Source organism: Cyclobacterium sp. L-R (genome assembly GCF_056859355.1).
In genome coordinates, this window is the sequence record NZ_JBSXOH010000040.1 from 1 (window position 1) to 18,778 (window position 18,778).

Below are 18,778 nucleotides of genomic sequence, written 5' to 3' on the forward strand. Positions count from 1 at the left end.
TTGCTTTGCAAGCGCAATCAGGAGAATAAATAAGACCCATTAGAGAGGGGAACAAAATAATCCCACTAATTAATAAGGAGGGGAATGATGGATTGCAAAAGCCTCCGGTTAGGCCTAAATACTTACTTATATTAAGTGAGACAGGCCATCAAGGCAAGTCATTATTTAGAGAAGCTAAAAGATTAAACCCGGATTATATAATAGGATTTCTCCGTCCTGACCAATAGTCAGGGCTGAATCCTGTCCCGTGTTTACGGGAAGTGTTGCAATCGCAAGAAAATCAGGCTGTTTGGAGATTTTAACATAGCACCGCTATGGTGAAATTGAAAACAGCAACGAAGTGGCTGATTTTGGAGCGATTTCAGCACGTAATAGATTGTTTATTGCATATTTCGGGTTAAAAGAGAATGCAAATGAAGCAAAAAAATAGGGCAAAAAAAAAGCACTAACCTTTGAAAAGGCTAGTGCTTTAATATTATAAACTAGGGTCAATTATTTTTTACCCTGATCCATTTTTTCTTTCAATGCAGACAATGCATCCAAATCTCCTAATGTAGATTTTTCTGCGCCAGCTCCACTGTCAGTGCTGCTTGCAGCTTTCTTTTTAGGACTGCTTGCTTTCTTAGTAGTAGCTTTAGGCATTGCTTCTTCTTTGAAGGTAGCAGTGTGAGAAAGTACTATTCGCTTGTCGTCTTTAGAAAACTCAATTACAGTGAAGTCAAGGCTTTCACCTGCATCTGCTTGGCTTCCGTCCTCTTTTTCAAGATTTTTGGTAGTAGCAAATCCTTCAAGACCGTAAGGCAATTCAAGTACAGCTCCTTTATCATTTTTAGAGATGATAGAGCATTTATGAGTAGATCCAATTGGGAACACATTTTCGAAAGTATCCCAAGGGTTTTCTTCCAATTGTTTGTGCCCAAGTGCCAATCTTCTGCTATCAAGATCTAATTCTAGAACGATAACATCCAATTCGTCACTTACTTTCACAAATTCTGATGGATGCTTGATCTTTTTAGTCCAAGATAAATCAGATACGTGAACCAATCCGTCGATACCTTCTTCAAGCTCTAAGAAAAGACCGAAGTTGGTAAGGTTTCTAACAATACCTTTATGTTTGGTACCGATAGCATATTTGGTAGACATTTCTTGTTTAGTCCAAGGGTCTTCAGTAAGTTGTTTGATACCTAAAGACATCTTACGCTCTTCTTTGTCTAAAGTAAGAACAACAGCTTCGATCTCGTCACTAACTTTCACGAAGTCAGCTGGATTTCTTAAGTGTTGTGACCAAGACATTTCAGATACGTGAATCAAACCTTCAACGCCAGGAGCCAATTCAAGGAATGCACCGTAGTCAGCTACGTTTACAATCTTACCTTTAACTTTAGAACCAACTTCCAAAGTAGCAGAAAGAGAATCCCAAGGATGAGCAGTCAATTGCTTCATACCCAAAGAAATTCTTTTCTTGTCATCATCAAAGTCTAGTACTACTACCTGAACTTTGTCGTCAAGGTTAAGCACTTCTTCTGGATGATTGATACGTCCCCAAGAAATATCTGTAATGTGAAGTAAACCATCTACACCACCCAAATCGATGAATACACCGAAATTGGTCATGTTTTTGATAATCCCTTCAAGTACTTGACCTTTTTCAAGGTTGTTAAGGATTTCAGCTTTTTGTTTCTCAAGATCTTTTTCGATCAAGACTTTGTGTGAAACAACAACGTTATCATTAGCGTGGTTTATTTTCACCACTTTAACTTCCATCTTTTTACCTACATAGATATCAAAATCTCTGATAGGTTTAACGTCTATTTGAGATCCAGGTAAGAAGGCTTCTACACCATAGATATCAACGATCAATCCACCTTTGGTTCTTCTCTTAACCAAACCTTCGATCACATTGTCTTGCTCCAATGCTTCCTCAATGGTTTGCCAAGCTTTCACCATCTTGGCTTTCTTACGGGAAAGAACTAACTGACCCAATGAATTCTCCTGCTCCTCGATGAATAATTCTACTTCATCACCGATTTTCAAACCTTCAATATCACGGAATTCATTTAGAGGAACTAGTCCATCTGATTTGAAACCAATGTTTATGATTACATCCTTATCATTGATACCAACTACGGTACCTGTGATAACTTCTTTTTCTGTAATCTCAGTAAGGGTATTGTCGTAGAGGTTTTCCATTTCCTCTCTCTCAGCTTTGGTGTAGCCTTCTCCAAAACCCTTGGTTTCAAATTTGTCCCAATTAAAATCTTCTTGATTTGACATAATTAATATATAACCCTGATTTTCAACAGCCCTAGGATCATCAGGCTGAGGTTTTTATTAATGATTCCTTTTGTTAGAAGGCCCATTCACCCGAATGGATTGCAAATTTACGAATTATTTTAGGATTAGAAACTGTAAACCAACAAAATATCAAGATCTAAAATATATACAGTCCCTTTTGATCAAACTTGCCTCATGGCTAGAAATGGAATCCATTCTTCAGCATGGCGTTCGGCATATTCAGCAAGAAAATAGGAAAGATTTGGTTTAAAAGGAAAGCTCACAAGCGGCATACCTGCTTCTTCAGGAGTTTTATTGCCCTTAATGGTATTGCAGCGGTGGCAGGCAGTAATGAGATTCCTCCAAGTAGTTTTTCCCCCTTTGGATTTAGGAATAACATGGTCAAGGGTCAGGTCTTTCTCAGACCCACAATACTGACAAGTATATTTATCCCGCTTAAAAAGATTGTTTCTGTTCAGCAAAACTCCATTGTAAGGGATGTTTTTGTAATGATTGAGCCGAATAACTGCAGGGTAATCAAAAACATGGTCTACTGACCTTATTTGAAGGTAATCGTACTTTACCAGTAAAGTGGCTTTATCTAGATAAGTCAACACAAAACCTTTGTGTACATTGACTACCCCTACCGGTGAATGATCTAAGTTCAGGACAAGCACTTTCTTTTCTGATATCTCCTTCATCAATCTACTAGTTTTTTTACGGTTAGCAATTGAACACTGTTTTTAAAGCGATTATTGGTTGTGCTCCATTTTTCCGGATCAAAAGCCCCGAACTTTACTTTTTCTTTGACCCAAAGCAATGTGCCCTCACCAATAAATAAACCCACCTGAAATGGCATGCCACTTTGGGTGCCAAAAATAATTACATCTCCTACATCAATTTCAGAAACATCCTGCCTTCCTTCTATATGCCCTAGTGAACCGAGTTCATTCGGGAAGACTATCCCACCTATTTTAAAAAGCAAGTTAATCCAGGAAGATCCATTTAAACCAAAAATGCTTCTACCCCCGGATAGATAAGGGGCATGAAGAAAACTTAAGCCTATTTTTTTAATTTCCTGCCTATTGGCCTTCTTTTCATAAGACCTACTATTCCCCTTAAATTTTATTGAATCTTCCCACTCGAAGATTTCATTTTGTCCGGCATGTAACTGACTACCGGGCAATAAAAACATAGTAGCATCTTTCAACTTTATTTCCCCTATCCCTTGGGAGACTATTTGACGGGGGGATTTCGCAAAAAATTCGAATGCTTCTTTCGTAAGGGGATGATGTTGGGAAGCAAGAATCCAACCTGAGCCAATGAATTCTAAACCTTCAATTTTTAACCACTGTCCATTATCACTCACCACAATAACTTCATACAACTCCCCAAAAAGTATTTGGGTGCTTAACCCGGCATCACTCACAGGTTTCTCATAAACACTGAGGAGCGAAAGCCTACAGATACCAAAAGTAGGATTAGAATGCCATTCTTTGAAGGTCTCGTTTTGCATCTTTTTCTTTTAGTGAATGTCGTTTGTCATGCACTTTCTTACCCTTACCCAGCGCCACTTCTATCTTGGCCAGCCCCTTGTCATTAATAAATACCCTAATAGGCACTATGGTAAGTCCTTTTTCTGCAAATTTGTTTTGCAGTTTTTTCAATTCTTGTTTTTGTAGCAATAGCTTTCTTTCTCTAACTGGGTCATGATTAAAATGAGCGGCCAGCGTATAAGGTGCTATGTGCATTTGTTTTATAAACAATTCATTGTTTCGGAAATAGCAATAGGCCTCCGTAAGCGAGACCTTTCCTTCCCGAATTGACTTAATCTCCGTCCCCTTCAGTACAAGCCCTGCTTTGTATTTATCGATGAATTCAAACTCAAAACTTGCTTTCTTATTTTTAATATTTATTATTTTCTCGAATTTATTCTTTTTAGCCATGATTTCCAATTTTCAATTTTGCCAACGGGCTGACGTTCAAATTTGTAAATATTCCAGCTTGAAATTTAAAATGCGCTGCCATTGCCACCATTGCCGCATTGTCTGTACAATATTCTAGTTTGGGAAGATAAACATTCCACCGGTATTTTTTTGCTTCCTCCATAATGGTTTCCCTCAAACCGGAATTGGCAGAGACACCTCCTGCAATGGCTATTTCCTTAATGCCTCTTTCTTTAGTCACTTTTACCAATTTTTGCATTAGCATTTTAATAAGCGTGTGCTGTACCGAAGCGCATATGTTTTCCAGATTTTTCTCAATAAAATCCGGATCTTTTTTAATATTATCTCTAAGAAAATAAAGTACTGCAGTTTTTATGCCACTAAATGAAAAAGAGAGTCCTTTCATGTCCGACAATGGAAAAGTAAAGGCCTGAGGATTTCCCTTTGCCGCCAACTTATCCAAATGCGGACCACCGGGATAGGGTAAGCCTATAATTTTAGCGATTTTATCAAAAGCCTCCCCTACTGCATCATCCTGTGTTTCCCCTAAAACCTCCATGTCCAATGGGCTATTGACCAAAACCAATTGGGTATGCCCTCCACTCACCGTTAGGCAAATAAAAGGAAAAGCAGGCTGTGGAGAATCGATAAAATGTGCCAGTACATGGGCTTCCATGTGATTAACCTCAATGATAGGCTTATCGAGAGCATAAGCAAATGACTTTGCGAAAGACACTCCAACCAAAAGCGCACCCATCAACCCTGGACCCCGGGTAAAAGCAACCGCACTTAATTCCTCTTTTGCAATCCCCGAAGATTTTATTGCTTCAGCCACCACCGGAATAAGGTGCTGCTGATGGGCTCTAGAGGCCAATTCTGGAACTACCCCACCATATTTCTCATGTACAGATTGCGTGGCGACAATATTATTAAGTATTTTGCCATCAGAAATCACTGCTGCTGACGTTTCATCACAAGAGGATTCTATTGCTAATATATTACAACTCATTTCGTGCCTGTTGGAAAATAAATCGAAAGTTAAGGAAATTTTACTGAACGCCCTCAGATGGACGTTTAGGATCATGAGCTACTTGCTCATTTTCCTGGTTACGATTACTTTGTTACTGCAAATCCCAGTCTTACAAACTTACCTCGCCGGGTTCTTCACCAACCATATCAGCAAAGAGACTGGTTATGAAACAGAAATAGGCAGGGTAAACATTCGTTGGTGGGATGCCATCAGCCTACAGGAAGTCACGATAAGAGATCTTCAGGACAGTTTGATGATGGACCTTGACGAGGTATATATCGACTTCTCCATTAAAGGACTAATGGACAATGAACAGCCTGGATTTGATGAAATCAATCTCAACAACGGAAAAGTCAGGATTTTAACTCATCCCGATGGTGAGGGATTGAATATTTCCGTATTTCTTAGCCGGGTAAGACAAATTCTTCTTCCAAAGAAAGAAAAAAACAACTTGAAGGCTTCCACCTTTACAATTGGTAATGTCTCCTTGATAAAAACCTCTTTGGATATCGTGGATTACACCCTCCCTCCCTTCGATATAAAGTTTGATTATGGCAACCTTCAGTTTAGAGACCTAGTGGCAAGTGCTATAGATTTCTATGTCAGAAGAGATACGGTGGCATTTGACCTCAAGCACATGAAAGGTGTGGAAGCCAATTCCGGAATGGTTTTTCAACAACTGCAAACCAATTTCACCTATTCGAGTACAGGGATGGAATTCAAAGATCTCTACTTAAAGTCCAATCAAACAGAAATAAAAAACTATCTCAAATTCGAATATGACTCTCCCGGAGATTTAAGAGATTTTAATCGAAAGGTGGAGATTCTAGCCCAGTTGGATGAAGCAGTTTTAGATATCAGGGACTTGGGGTATTTTTCTGACAATATTCCTTCCATTGATGACCGACTCTACCTTAGCGGTCAGGTCAACGGACGGGTTGACTCTATTTATTCCGATGAGCTTCTCTTAAGGTTTGGGGATAGAAGTGCTTTGTTTGGAAAATTCAATATTGAAGGCTTGCCAAAGGTGTCTGAAACCTACTTTGATCTTTCATTGATCAATTCCAGCATGAGCCCTAAAGACCTATACCCTTACGTCACGGCGCAAGCAAGAAATGAACTCAATAAATTCGGCATCATCCGCTTTAACTCTGATTTTGAAGGCCAGCTAACCGATTTTATAGCCAATGGGAACTTCCGTACAGAAATTGGCAGGCTGAATGGTACCCTCAACTATCTTAAACAAGACGGTGCACCAACCTATAATGGGCAATTGGAGGTAACGAATCTGGACCTGGGTATTTTAATGGAGGATCCTGAGAATTTTCAAAAGACAAGTTTCAAAGGTCAGATTAAAGGCTCAGGCTTTAGTGTTTCTACAGCAATTATTGAATTGGATGCCAATTTCAGTAAATTAGGTATTAACCATTACGACTTTAAAAACATTGAGACCAAAGCAACTTTTGCTAAAGACTTATTTGAGGGGAAATTAGCCGTAGATGATCCAAATTTGGTAATGGATGTAGATGGGATGCTAGACCTGAGAAACAACAAAGACTCAGCAAATCTCATATTAGATCTGGATACAGCATTCTTGAACGAAATAAATTTAACAGACAACGCCATTTTTCTCAGTGGGAATTTCGAACTAGACACTAAGGGAATAAACCTGGATGACATCGAAGGGGTAGCAAGGTTTAGAGATGTGCTGGTCAGTTATGATGGACGTGATCTCTTTCTAGACTATTTCCTCTTTCAATCCCTTTTCACAGATAATTCTAGGGTGATATCCCTTAACTCGGACCTTCTGGTAGCAGGCATCAGTGGGAATTTTAAGGTGGAGCAATTAAAAAATGACCTGCAGCAATTGTGGAAAAATTATTATGCCATTTTAACCAATAATTATTCAGGTCCTAAAGTTTCCAAACAAAGCGCCAGCAATCCCTATCAGATAGATATAACCGTGGATTTAAGGGATGCCAATCCAATATTGAATTTGATTGACCCTATGCTGTTTATTTCAAATAATACGCAGGTGGAAGGCGCATTTTATCAAACCGAGCAAAACACAGTGTTCAACTTCTACAGTGGGATAGATACTATTTATTACGGCAACAATTATTTTATCGATAATAATATTGATTTGAACACTGCCAAATACAAGAACAGCAACGAAGTACTGGCCTCATTTTATGTATTGTCCAAAGAGATTCAACTCAATTCAGGTTTTAATTTTCATAACCTCGCAGTAGAAACAATATGGAACCAGTCCAAGTTGGACATTACCTTCTATTTGGATCAGTTGCTTACCGAAAGCCATTTTGACATAGGTGCAGAAGTAAATTTATCTCCGGACAAAACGCTTATAAAACTCTCCCCTTCAGAAATCAAATTACTGGATGACTATTGGCAATTCGAGGAGGGCAATAGCATCAGCATCAAAGCCGATGAAACCCAATTCGATAAAATTAAACTATACCATGGAAATGAGTACATCTCAGCACAGGGTAAAATCAACCATAATCCGGAGGACAAAATGGAGATCAACATCAATGAATTGAACCTTGATTTCCTTAATTCTTTTGGACTCAAAGAATATGAAGGGATAGCAAACGGAATGATAAACCTTAAAGAAGGCTGGAATAAGCAAGGAATGAAAGGGGCTTTATCTATTAGAGACATCTACATCAATCAATTTTTGGTTGGGGAGATTGAAGCCAATGCCTTTTATGCAGATGATGTGGTCAACCTTTCCATTCAAAATATCCGAGAAGGGGCCAAAGTCATTGACCTTACTGGTGATTTGGGTAATGATGAGCGGGAAATGGCTCTAAATGCGCGTTTTACAGATGCCCGACTATCGGTTATTGAACCATTTATAGCCGATTACCTGACCAATATTGATGGAAAACTCAATGGAAATCTAAAAGTAGGAGGAACCGTTACCCACCCGATTGTAGAAGGATTGGGGAAGTTGGATGGGGCTACTTTCAGGTTTAATTACCTCAACACAACCTACATGGTAGATGGAAATGTGATTTTTGAACCCAATGAAATTAGCTTTAGAGGTTTGGAATTAAGAGATGTCAACAACAATATAGCAGGCCTTAGAGGAGGGATTGTGCATGATAATTTCGATAACTTCCTTCTGGATCTTACCGCTCAAATGAATAATTTTCAGGTAATGAACACCAGTGCTGCAGACAATGACCTATTCTTTGGAACCGCATTCGCTACTGGAGACATCAGTGTGTTTGGGGCAGCCAATAATTTGGACCTCACAGCAAATGCCACATCCCAGCCCAATACGAAAATTTACATTCCAATGGGAGAATCTAATGGTCAAGCTCAGGAAGATTTCATAAATATCATCAATCTTAGAGACACTACCCAACTGCTTGAACTGGAAGAAACCGTCGATAAATTGACGATTAATAATCTCAGGATGAACCTGAACCTGGATATAACCCCAGATGCTTATGTTGAAATTCAAATAGATCCAAAAACAGGAGAGAATATTCAGGGCCATGGAAAAGGCGTTATCAATATGAATATTGATACTCAGGGGAATTTCACCATGACGGGGAATTATGAAATAGTGGATGCCCTCTATAATTTTTCTTTATACAATGTGATCAACAAAAAGTTTGTGATCGAGCCGGGAGGAATTATCAATTGGTACGGAGACCCTTATCAAGGGGTAATGGATATATCTGCCATTTATCAGGAAAATGTTTCCCTAACATCTCTTCAAACAAGTTCCACCACAAGTTCACTTGAAAACAGTCAAATAAAACGTCGATTTCCTGTAAAAGTGATTATGGATCTAGAAGGTGAATTGTTGTCACCCAATATTTCCTTTGATTTTGACTTTTCAGAATTCCCTGAAGACAGTGAGTTACAAACTACTATTTCTGCTTTCAAAAACAGGATAGCCAATGATGAACAAGAAAAAAACCGTCAGGTTTTCTCATTGATAATGCTTAGGAGATTCTCTCCAGAAGGCCAATTTAATAGTGCCGGTATTGGTTTCTCTAACCTCAGCCAATTGATTTCTTCCCAACTCAATAACCTGATCGCTCAGGTGGATGAAAATCTGGAAATAGATTTTGACCTAATGGGATTGGATGAGTCAGCACTGGAAACATTCCAACTACGAGTGGCTTACACCTTCTTTGACGGAAGGTTGCGGGTTACAAGAGATGGTGGATTTACCGATCTACAAGGCAAGGCAGACTTAAATACCATCGCAGGAGATTGGCAGGCTGAGTACCTCTTGACAGAGAATGGCCAATACCGTGTAAGGGTTTACAACCGCAATAACTTCAATAATCTTACGGCACTTAACATTAATAATCGGGCCCCAAATACTTATGGGGTATCCATTTCTCAAAACCTCCTCTTCAGCTCTCTTAAAGAGTTGTTTCAAAACTTTAAGCGAAACAAACAGGTGTACATCAATGATTCCGATGAATACCTTAGAGGTGATTTCAATATAAATTTAGAAGAGGTAGCCCCTGACCTATTCAAACCAGAACCTAGGGAAGCCCCTGCACTAATCAATATCATCGACAAAGAAAATCGTTGAGCCTATTAAACAATATCTCCCTTTTTTGATTATTGTAGTATGGATAAAGTGACGATATTTTGGTTTAGAAGAGACTTAAGACTTTCTGACAACATCGGTTTGTTTAAGGCCTATGAAAATGAAAAGAATGTTTTACCTCTTTTTATTTTTGATGAAGACATTCTTGACAATCTGGAAGAGAAGAAAGACCCTAGGGTTCAATTCATCCATTCACAGGTTAAAAACCTCCATAGAAAATTGAAGGAATATGACAGTTCGATTCTGGTTAGGAAAGGTAAACCCCTTGCCTTTTTTACTGAATTGACCAAAGAATATACTATTCAAAATGTATACACCAACCGTGATTATGAACCCTACGCCAGAGATAGGGACAAAAGGGTCGAGGAGTTTTTAGCAGAAAAAGACATCCCTTTTAAGGATTTTAAAGATCAGGTGATTTTTGAAAAAGATGAAATCACCAACAATGAGGGCAGCTTCTACCAGGTATTTACTCCCTACAGTAAAGTCTGGCTTCAAAAACTGAAAGAGCTTGATATGGAACTTGTCGATTTGGATGGAAGAAAAAAATCATTTTATAAAACAGCCCCGCTGCCTTTTCCTTCCCTTAAAGACATTGGATTTGAAGAAAGTTCTATTGAAATTCCAGAACTAAAAATCGACGAAAAACTAATTCAAGATTACGATAAAACCAGAAACTTCCCTGCCAAGTCAGGGACCAGCCGATTGGGTATTCACTTACGTTTTGGAACAATTAGCATCCGCCGGCTTGTCCAGGAGGCTGCTGAACTAAATGGAACATACCTCAATGAACTAATATGGAGAGAATTTTACATGATGATCCTCTATCAGAAGCCTTCAGTAATTGACAGCTCTTTCAAAGAAAAATATGACAGGATCTTGTGGAGAAATGACGAAGAAGCCTTCCAAAAATGGTGTGAGGGTAAAACGGGTTACCCCATGGTAGACGCAGGCATGAGGGAGCTAAACAGCACTGGCTACATGCACAACAGGGTAAGGATGATCACTGCTAGCTTTCTGACCAAGCATTTGCTGATTGACTGGCGTTGGGGTGAAGCCTATTTTGCAAGTAAACTACTCGATTTTGAATTGTCCTCCAACAATGGAGGTTGGCAATGGGCTGCTGGCACAGGTACAGATGCTCAACCTTATTTCCGAATATTCAACCCGGAGTCCCAAATGAACAAGTTCGACAAGGATAAAAAATACATTAAAAAATGGGTGCCCGAATACGGTACTTCTGATTATCCAGAACCGATAATTGAACACAAAAAAGCCAGAGAAAGGGCTTTGGAAACCTATAAAGTAGCTTTAGCCAAATAACAGGAGCTTGAAGAATTAAATTAACTAATTAGATGCTGATCAAAGCCAAGCTTTACCAATTTTTCAAAAGCTAACCATACCTCCTGAGGTATTTCCTGCTCAATTTGAAAACCAAGTTTGGGGTATTCTTTTATCCTTTGCAAATCTCCAACCATTGACTGAATAACTACAGCCATAGAAATCTCCTCATTGGGGTAATCCTCAAAAGATATATTTGGGCTGGTAACACAAACAGCTTTCTCCGGCCAATTTTTCTTAAACGTAGCATAAGAACGCCTCTCCATATAGGGTTTTTGAACAATGATAAATGAAGTTAAATCCAGTTTTCTTTCATCCAGTATTTTCTGTGTAAACTGAATATTCTCACCGGTGTTGGTAGATTGGTTTTCTATAATAATGGCTGATTTTGGCACGCCTATTTGCAATGCAATTTTTGCAAATTTGTCTGCTTCAGGCTCATCCCAAATACCTAGTGTAAAGTTCCCTAAACCTCCTGAAAGGATCAAATAATCAGCCATGCCATCCAACCAAAGTTTGGCTCCTCTTTCAGCCACTCTGGTATCATGACTACCCAATACAAATATGGCATCTGCCTTTTTTAAATCATGTTTTAGTTGGTGGTAGTTCCAAAGAATTTTTGCCAATATTTTAATTTCATTGGTAATAGTAGGTTGTTCTTTTTTAAGCATCCTTTTTTTTATTCAATTAAAATTAGCGTACTATCGATCCAATTGGATTACCGTTAAACCCAGCAAAACGCCTATTGATTTCAAAAATGATATATTTTCTCGGGTAAATTTAAAAAGACCATCGATAATTATTAAATTAAAACCCTAAAATCACACTAACAACATCATGATATCTAGAAGGAAATTAATCAAGCGCCTGGCCTCACTTCCCGTTTTAGGTGGACTGGCAGGTAGCAGTACCTTATTGGCCGAAACCTTGCCATCAACTACCGCCACAGTAGCTAAAAGGGATTTAATAAAAGAATTGGGCCTAAGAACCTTTATTAATGCAGCTGGAAATTATACTTCCATGACTGCTTCTTTGATGCCACCTGAAGTAATGGAAACCATTAATCTGGCTTCCAAAAAATACGTTTTACTTAACGACGTACAAGACAGAGTAGGCGAAAGAATCGCAGGTCTTTGCCATGCTGAAGGTGCAATGGTCACCGCAGGATGTTGGTCTGCATTGGTTCTGGGTATGGCAGGTGTACTTACTGGCAAAGATTCCAAAAAAGCTGCCCAACTACCATTTTTGGAAGGCACTGGGATGAAATCAGAAGTAATCCTCCAAAAAAGTCATGCCAATGGCTACCATCATGCACTCACCAACACTGGTGTAAAATTGATAATGATTGAAACAAAGCAGGAACTAGAGGCTGCCATCAACGAAAAAACTGCCATGATGTGGTTTTTAAATCGTGAGGCGCCAGTAGGCCAAATCAAGCATGAGGAATGGATTGCCATCGCTAAAAAGCATGGTATTCCTACTATGAATGACATTGCAGCAGATGTGCCTCCAGTAGAAAATCTATGGCGATTTAATGACATGGGATTTGATCTTGTGGCCATTTCCGGTGGTAAAGCCATGGCAGGACCTCAAAGTGCTGGAATTTTAATGGGGAAAAAGCACCTCATTGAAGCCGCCAGGCTTAGTGCTCCTCCAAGAGGTGGAAATATTGGACGTGGTCAAAAAGTCAATAAAGAAGAAATTCTAGGCATGTACATGGCCTTAGAAACCTTTATCAACAGAGACCACGATAAAATCTGGCAAACGTGGGAAGACAGAGTTGCCCTTATCGATGAGGCAATTGCTGACCTACCAGGGATCACTACTGAAGTGGTAGTACCTGAAGTAGCCAATCATAACCCCTCATTGAAAATTTCATGGGAAGGAAGCCAGCATTCATTCTCTGCCAAAGACGTGGGAGCTGATCTAAGAGATGGTAATCCATCCATAGAAACCATTGATTGGGAGGAACCAAAAAGTCTACGTTTGACCGTATTTATGCTCGAAAAAGGTCAAGATAAAATTGTAGCCAAAAAACTAAAAGAGTCACTAGAAAAAAGAACTGCTTAATCCCGGTTTTTGCAATAGAAGGCATATCCGCTTATTCTTGCTCGACAGGGAATTGGTTAAAAAATACCAAGGTATTAGCAAGGAAGTCATGGCTGTGCTAGGATGATCCGGTAATCGTTTATTCTAATGCCATTACCCCAATTATTAAAAAGCTGTCGTTTGTCCTAGGTTTAAGCGCATCAAAAAGTTTTGCCATGTTTATAATAAAAAATCCGGCCGTGAAAGTTATTGTAACCTAATACGCCGGATTTTTACTTTACTTGCCATTATACTACCGCAAAAAATAGAGGAAATTAAAGAGCAGGGGATAAAACAATAATGCAGTAAGTCTCAGCCACACCAATAGGCCTATTGGCAAAGTTTAGAAGTGGGAAAAACACGAATTAACAAAACCATTGCGTATATTGGGTAATAATAATTTCAGGGATTGGTTATTTATCTGAACCCAAATGGAGGATATACCTGAATAATCCCAAAACCATTGCTAATTAATTTAGAGTAATCGACCATAGTTTTTTACGGTTACCGATGGTTTCTGGTATTCTATTTTTATTATTGTAAGATTTTCTATGGTGAAGTTACCCCAAATACAAAGAGGCAAAATTTATGTTCTGCTGGCCGTCCTTTCATGGCTAGCCTTACTTCTTGTTAATTTGATCCGAGTATTTGGAGAAATCAACCAAATGGAGGGTTTAATCGGTAAAGAAATCACCTGGATTCTTGAAATCCTCTTTTTTATCTGGTTATATATTTTTTTCAATGATGCCATAAAGAAAAATCAACACCGAAGTTTTATCCATTTTATATGGAGGGCTGCTTCGACGGGTTTAATGGCGACCGGCACCTCCTTTCTGATAATTTTCTTTTACTACCTATTGGGGGACTCAAGATTATCTGAAGACCCACTGCTGAAGAATTTCTTTTACCATGTCAACTTTGCAGTAGTTTCCATCTTTCTTATTTCAACTACTCTAAGCTGGAAGCACCTGATACTCTACCAAAAAAGTAAAGCCATCGTTCAGCAATGGCAAGCCTATGAGGTAATTCTATTGATCAGCATGTTCTTTGTTTTGATCAGCCAAGCCAGCTTCAATTATGGCTTTATGTTTGGGCTTATCTTTCTGATCATTTATGGTGCCATCCTTTCCATCAACCTAAAGTGGATACCCTACCTAACCTTTGCGGAAAAGTGGAAGTCAATATTATTTCTGGTAGTTATCATCGCTTGTACGGTCTACCTCTTTTTTCGGCTGGTCTCGTATACACAGCAAAACATCCATTTCATTAACCTCTCAGAAAACCTCTTCCTTTTGGGACTGTTTGTTTTCGTACTCTTGTATGCGGTTTTCAGTTCACTTGTGACCTTGTTTAACCTGCCTACTTCATCGGTATTTGAGCAGAAGCTAACGGAAGCTATCAGTTTTCAAAAGCTAAGTCAATCCATAAAACCTGGGGAGAATGAAGAACAGGTTTTGGATATTTTGATGGATAGCTGCATGAGTGCTGCCTACGTCGATGCAGCCTGGCTAGAACTCTATGCTTCTGAACCTGAACAAACTTCCCAAATCAAGTTGCAAAAATTCATTAGCAACCGTGAACGGCAGGAAGTTATGGGCCTATTGAAAAAGACCGCGCCATTTTCCACCTATTTAAATGGCCAGTCCAACGACCGAAAAGAGTACCTATATGGTCAGATTCCGCATGAAGTTTACAAATCTGTACTGGTACTTTCTGTCTCTGCAAATAAGAAGGTTTTAGGAGATCTATTTCTTTTAAAAGAAGTCAAAGACGGCTTTAATAAAGAGATGATTAACATCATTTCCACCTTTGCTGGTCAAACTTCTATATCCATTGAAAATCACCGACTTCTCAATGAGGCCATCAAAAACGAGCGGTATAGAGAGGAATTAGAAATTGCACAAAGGGTACAACGCAGTCTGCTACCTTCAGAATTGCATCACAATGAGTGCTTTGAAATAGATGGATTTTCAGCTGCTGCAGATGAAGTAGGTGGAGATTACTATGAAACCTTTCGTTTCGATAAAGAAAATTTTGCTTTAATCATCGGAGATGTTTCTGGAAAAGGAACTTCTGCAGCCTTTAACATGTCACAAATGAAAGGGGTGTTTCATAGCTTGGTACAATTAAATCTGCCACCAAAAGACTTCCTATCCAAAGCCAACAATGCCTTAAGCAGATGCCTTGAAAAGAACAACTTTATAACTACTACGTATTACACCATCAATACCTTAACGAAGGAAATTCATTTTGCTCGAGCGGGGCATTGTCCTACCTTATATTATTCCAGTGGTAAGGATACCTCACGGTTTTTGAACATCAAAGGTATGGGTCTTGGGATTGTTAGAAACGATGGATACGAAAACTACCTGGAAGAAGGATTTCTAAAATACCAGGCAGGAGATGTTATGGTCATGTATACTGATGGTATCGTAGAAGCTAAAAACAAAGACAACCAGGAGTTTGGATATGACAAATTACGCTTACTGTTGGATCGTTTCAAAACGTTTTCAGCAATGGAAATAAAAAGTAAAATAGTTGAAGAAGTTTATGATTTCGTAGGAAGGGAGACCTTACCCGACGATGATTACTCAATTTTGGTCATCAAATTTAAAGCATAAACTAAAAAAAGCTTAAAACGTATAATCAAATATGTTATCTATAAACAAAGAGGAAGAGAAGGGCCATTTAATCATACGCCTGGAAGGAGAAGTGGATGCCAGCAATTCAGTGGAACTGGATGAGGTGATTCAAGAAGTACTAAACGATGGAATAAAAGACATTCTTGTAGATGCCTATAAGCTGCAATACATATCCTCTGCAGGTTTGGGAGTTTTTATGTCCTATTTAGAAGATTTTAAGGAGAACAATGTGCTGTTTATTATTTACGGTCTCAATGAAAAGGTCATGAATGTTTTTCATATTCTAGGCCTAGACCAACTGATCACAATAACAAGTACAAAGGAAGAAGCGGAAAAGTTACTCCATGAAGCATGAATTAAAGCTATTTTGTGAAAAAAGTCGGTTGGCAGAATTACGGACATTTATGTCAAAAATTCTTGCCCCTACCCACTTAAATGATGTAAGCCAAAATCAATTGATTTTGGCTGTTGAAGAGGTATGCGCCAACCTTATTATTCATTCTCATGACTGTGATCCACATAGTTTTATATTGCTAAAGGTGAGTATAAATACAGACAATATTATTTTTGAAATTACCGATTCAGGAAAAGCATTTAATTTGATTGAATACAAATCTCCTGAAGTTAATTCAGTCATGAAAGAAAGGCGAAAAGGCGGACTAGGCTTGTTATTGGTGAGAAAAATAATGGATAAAATAGAATTTGAAACCAACCATTCCAAGAATACCTGTCGCCTAATAAAAAAACTCAATTCCAAATAAATGTTAAATCCCTTCACTTATCCGGACCAACAACCCGAATTGTGGGGTAAAATTTGTAACATTGCAGATTAAATTGTATCCATCGTCCTATGAATTTAAAGCATATATATTTCCTTATGTTAGGAATTTTATTTGCAAGTGCCACTCCGGTTCCTGATCCCATCAAGGAAGCAAATCCACCGTTGGACTACCTTTTAAAGATAGATGGAGAGACCTCTGATAGAGAGGAATTTCTTTATATTCTAAATAAAAACCGCCAAAAGGATGCTGCACCTATAAGCAGAACGGAATTTGAGGAGAATTTTGAGCTTTTTGTTGATTACAAACTCAAGGTAAAATATGCAATGGATCTCGGCATGCACAAGACAAAGGCATTCAGCGACGAGTTTTCTGCTTTCAAGGATCAATTAAAAAAACCTTACCTGCTGGAAAATTCTCTTACAGAAGGCGAGTTAAGAAAGGCATACAGCAGAATGCAGGTAATCGTAAAAGCAAGTCATATACTTTTCCAGTTTCCTCAAAACGCATCTAAGGAAGATTCCATTGCGGTCTTTAAAATGGCCGAAAAAATAAAGGCTGAAGCCGAAGCAGGAGCAGATTTTCACCAGCTCGCAGTACAACATTCAGATGACCCTTCGGCAAGTTCAAATAAAGGCAGTTTAGGATATTTTACGGCCTTGCAAATGGTTTTACCTTTTGAAGAAGCGGCCTACAATTTAAAAGTCGGTGAGATTTCTTCTCCAATCATATCAGACTTTGGCTACCATATTATCAAACTGGAAGATAGAAGACCAAACCCAGGACAGCTACACGTTTCTCATCTTTTGATACGTTCGGCAGGTGCTGAAGAGGATCAAATGGCTTTCAATAAAATCAACCAGATACATCATAATTTAATTGAAAATCCATCTCAATGGCTGGAAATGGTAAAAACCTATTCTGAAGATCCTGGAAGTAAGGCAAACAAAGGAATGATTCCTTGGTTTGGAGTTGGATCCATTGTTCCGGAATTCGAACATGCTGCATTCTCTTTAAGCAAAAAGGGCGACTTTTCAGCTCCCGTTAAAACAGAATACGGCTACCATATTATTCGCCTAGAAGGTGCAAAACCAGTACCTCCATTTAACGAAGTTCTCCCAACAATAAAATCCAATATATTAAGAGACAGTCGTTCAAACTTAATAAAAGACCAAGTTTTGGCGATGCAAAAGGCGAAATTTAACGTTAAAGAAAACAGTCAACTCATCAATAGCCTTAAAAATGCATTTTCAAGCTCAAGCGGAAGGCCTGTTGCTCAGCTTTATATAAAACTAGAAGGCCTATCCAACAAAGGAGACAAGCTGATTGTTCGTTCAGAATGGAAAGACGCCACAATCCAGGATTTCATTGCTTACCTTAAAAAAGAAGGGCCATCAGAAAATACTTTACTCAACGTCTCCTTCGATGAGGTTTATGGGGATTATTTGGAAAACCTATTGGCAACCTGGGAAGAAGAGCACCTTTATCAAAACAACAAGGATTACCGGCAGTTGGTGAATGAGTACAAAAATGGCATGTTACTATTTGAATTAATGAACAATGAGGTTTGGCAAAAAGCATTAGAAGACAGTACCGGTCAAAGAGACTATTTCCAAAACAATTCTGACAACTACATGTGGAGTAAAAGGGTAAAAGCCCTGATTGTCAAAGCTATAAAAGGTCAAAACATTTCCAAAGTGGAGTCATGGTTAAGTACAAAAACACTAACCGATAGTCTTTCTACTGAATTGAAAAACAGGTTTTTGGAGAAAAACGCTTTGCTTTTTACAGTTGAACAAAAAACCTTTGAAGTAGACAATAATGAGCTTTTGAGTGAACTCGATTTAAATCAGACTTTCCATAAGCTGCATCAAAATGAGGAAACAGTTCTAATTGTATTGGGAGAAACACTTCCTGCTAGGCAGAAAAAGTACGAGGAAACTAGGGGAAGACTCATTCAGGATTACCAACAATACCTTGAAACAAAACTGATTACTGAACTAAAACAAAAATACACCATCCAGGTCAATGAGGATGAAAAAGAAAAAATATATCAATCTCTTGCTAAATAA

The 18,778-nt window shown here is 38.6% G+C and carries 13 protein-coding genes; 7 read left to right on the top strand and 6 right to left on the bottom strand.

All coding sequences use genetic code 11. The features are described 5' to 3' along the window. Positions 1–492: 492 nt before the first annotated feature. From rpsA to tsaD, 5 genes are all read right to left on the bottom strand, one after another. Positions 493–2,274: a 30S ribosomal protein S1 gene (gene rpsA / locus AC13EX_RS03685; protein WP_048641952.1), complete on the bottom strand. Its 1,782-nt coding sequence runs from the start codon at positions 2,272–2,274 to the stop codon at positions 493–495. A gap of 182 nt (positions 2,275–2,456) precedes the next feature. Next, the gene (locus AC13EX_RS03690) at positions 2,457–2,975 is read right to left on the bottom strand and encodes an HNH endonuclease (RefSeq protein WP_482891586.1); all 519 of its coding nucleotides are present in this window, start codon (positions 2,973–2,975) and stop codon (positions 2,457–2,459) included. Next, positions 2,975–3,790, bottom strand: coding sequence for an NlpC/P60 family protein (locus AC13EX_RS03695; protein WP_482891587.1), 816 nt, complete (start codon positions 3,788–3,790; stop codon positions 2,975–2,977). The genes AC13EX_RS03690 and AC13EX_RS03695 overlap by 1 nt, the downstream gene beginning before the upstream one ends. Then, positions 3,756–4,220: an SsrA-binding protein SmpB gene (smpB, locus tag AC13EX_RS03700; protein ID WP_014020310.1), complete on the bottom strand. Its 465-nt coding sequence runs from the start codon at positions 4,218–4,220 to the stop codon at positions 3,756–3,758. The genes AC13EX_RS03695 and smpB overlap by 35 nt, the downstream gene beginning before the upstream one ends. Further along, positions 4,213–5,229 carry a tRNA (adenosine(37)-N6)-threonylcarbamoyltransferase complex transferase subunit TsaD gene (gene tsaD, locus AC13EX_RS03705; protein ID WP_048641949.1) on the bottom strand — a complete coding sequence of 339 codons (1,017 nt, stop codon included), beginning with the start codon at positions 5,227–5,229 and terminating at the stop codon, positions 4,213–4,215. The genes smpB and tsaD overlap by 8 nt, the downstream gene beginning before the upstream one ends. Before the next feature lie 73 nt (positions 5,230–5,302). Here tsaD and AC13EX_RS03710 point away from each other — a divergent pair, with 73 nt between their 5' ends. Beyond that, positions 5,303–9,838, top strand: coding sequence for a translocation/assembly module TamB domain-containing protein (locus tag AC13EX_RS03710; RefSeq protein ID WP_482891588.1), 4,536 nt, complete (start codon positions 5,303–5,305; stop codon positions 9,836–9,838). Positions 9,839–9,877: 39 nt separating this feature from the next. Then, positions 9,878–11,179, top strand: coding sequence for a cryptochrome/photolyase family protein (locus AC13EX_RS03715; protein ID WP_482891589.1), 1,302 nt, complete (start codon positions 9,878–9,880; stop codon positions 11,177–11,179). A 20-nt stretch (positions 11,180–11,199) separates the two neighbouring features. On the opposite strand, the gene AC13EX_RS03720 is transcribed toward AC13EX_RS03715, so the two are convergent. After that, complete coding sequence (locus tag AC13EX_RS03720; protein ID WP_048641946.1) at positions 11,200–11,868, bottom strand: YdcF family protein; 669 nt, start codon at positions 11,866–11,868, stop codon at positions 11,200–11,202. A gap of 166 nt (positions 11,869–12,034) precedes the next feature. Between AC13EX_RS03720 and AC13EX_RS03725 the strand changes: the two genes are divergently transcribed. The 5 genes from AC13EX_RS03725 to AC13EX_RS03745 all read left to right on the top strand — a co-directional run bounded on the left by AC13EX_RS03725 (position 12,035) and on the right by AC13EX_RS03745 (position 18,778). Next, the gene (locus AC13EX_RS03725; protein ID WP_482891590.1) at positions 12,035–13,267 is read left to right on the top strand and encodes an aminotransferase class V-fold PLP-dependent enzyme; all 1,233 of its coding nucleotides are present in this window, start codon (positions 12,035–12,037) and stop codon (positions 13,265–13,267) included. 569 nt (positions 13,268–13,836) lie between these two features. After that, entirely contained in the window at positions 13,837–15,906 is a 2,070-nt protein-coding gene (locus AC13EX_RS03730; protein WP_048641944.1) for a GAF domain-containing SpoIIE family protein phosphatase, read from the top strand. A gap of 31 nt (positions 15,907–15,937) precedes the next feature. Then, on the top strand, positions 15,938–16,282 hold the full coding sequence (locus AC13EX_RS03735) for an STAS domain-containing protein (RefSeq protein ID WP_339710542.1): 345 nt from the start codon (positions 15,938–15,940) through the stop codon (positions 16,280–16,282). Beyond that, a complete protein-coding gene (locus tag AC13EX_RS03740) occupies positions 16,272–16,688 on the top strand; it encodes an ATP-binding protein (RefSeq protein ID WP_048641942.1) in 417 nt (138 codons plus the stop codon). Before AC13EX_RS03735 ends, AC13EX_RS03740 begins: the two co-directional genes overlap by 11 nt. 116 nt (positions 16,689–16,804) lie before the next feature. Further along, entirely contained in the window at positions 16,805–18,778 is a 1,974-nt protein-coding gene (locus tag AC13EX_RS03745; protein WP_482891591.1) for a peptidylprolyl isomerase, read from the top strand.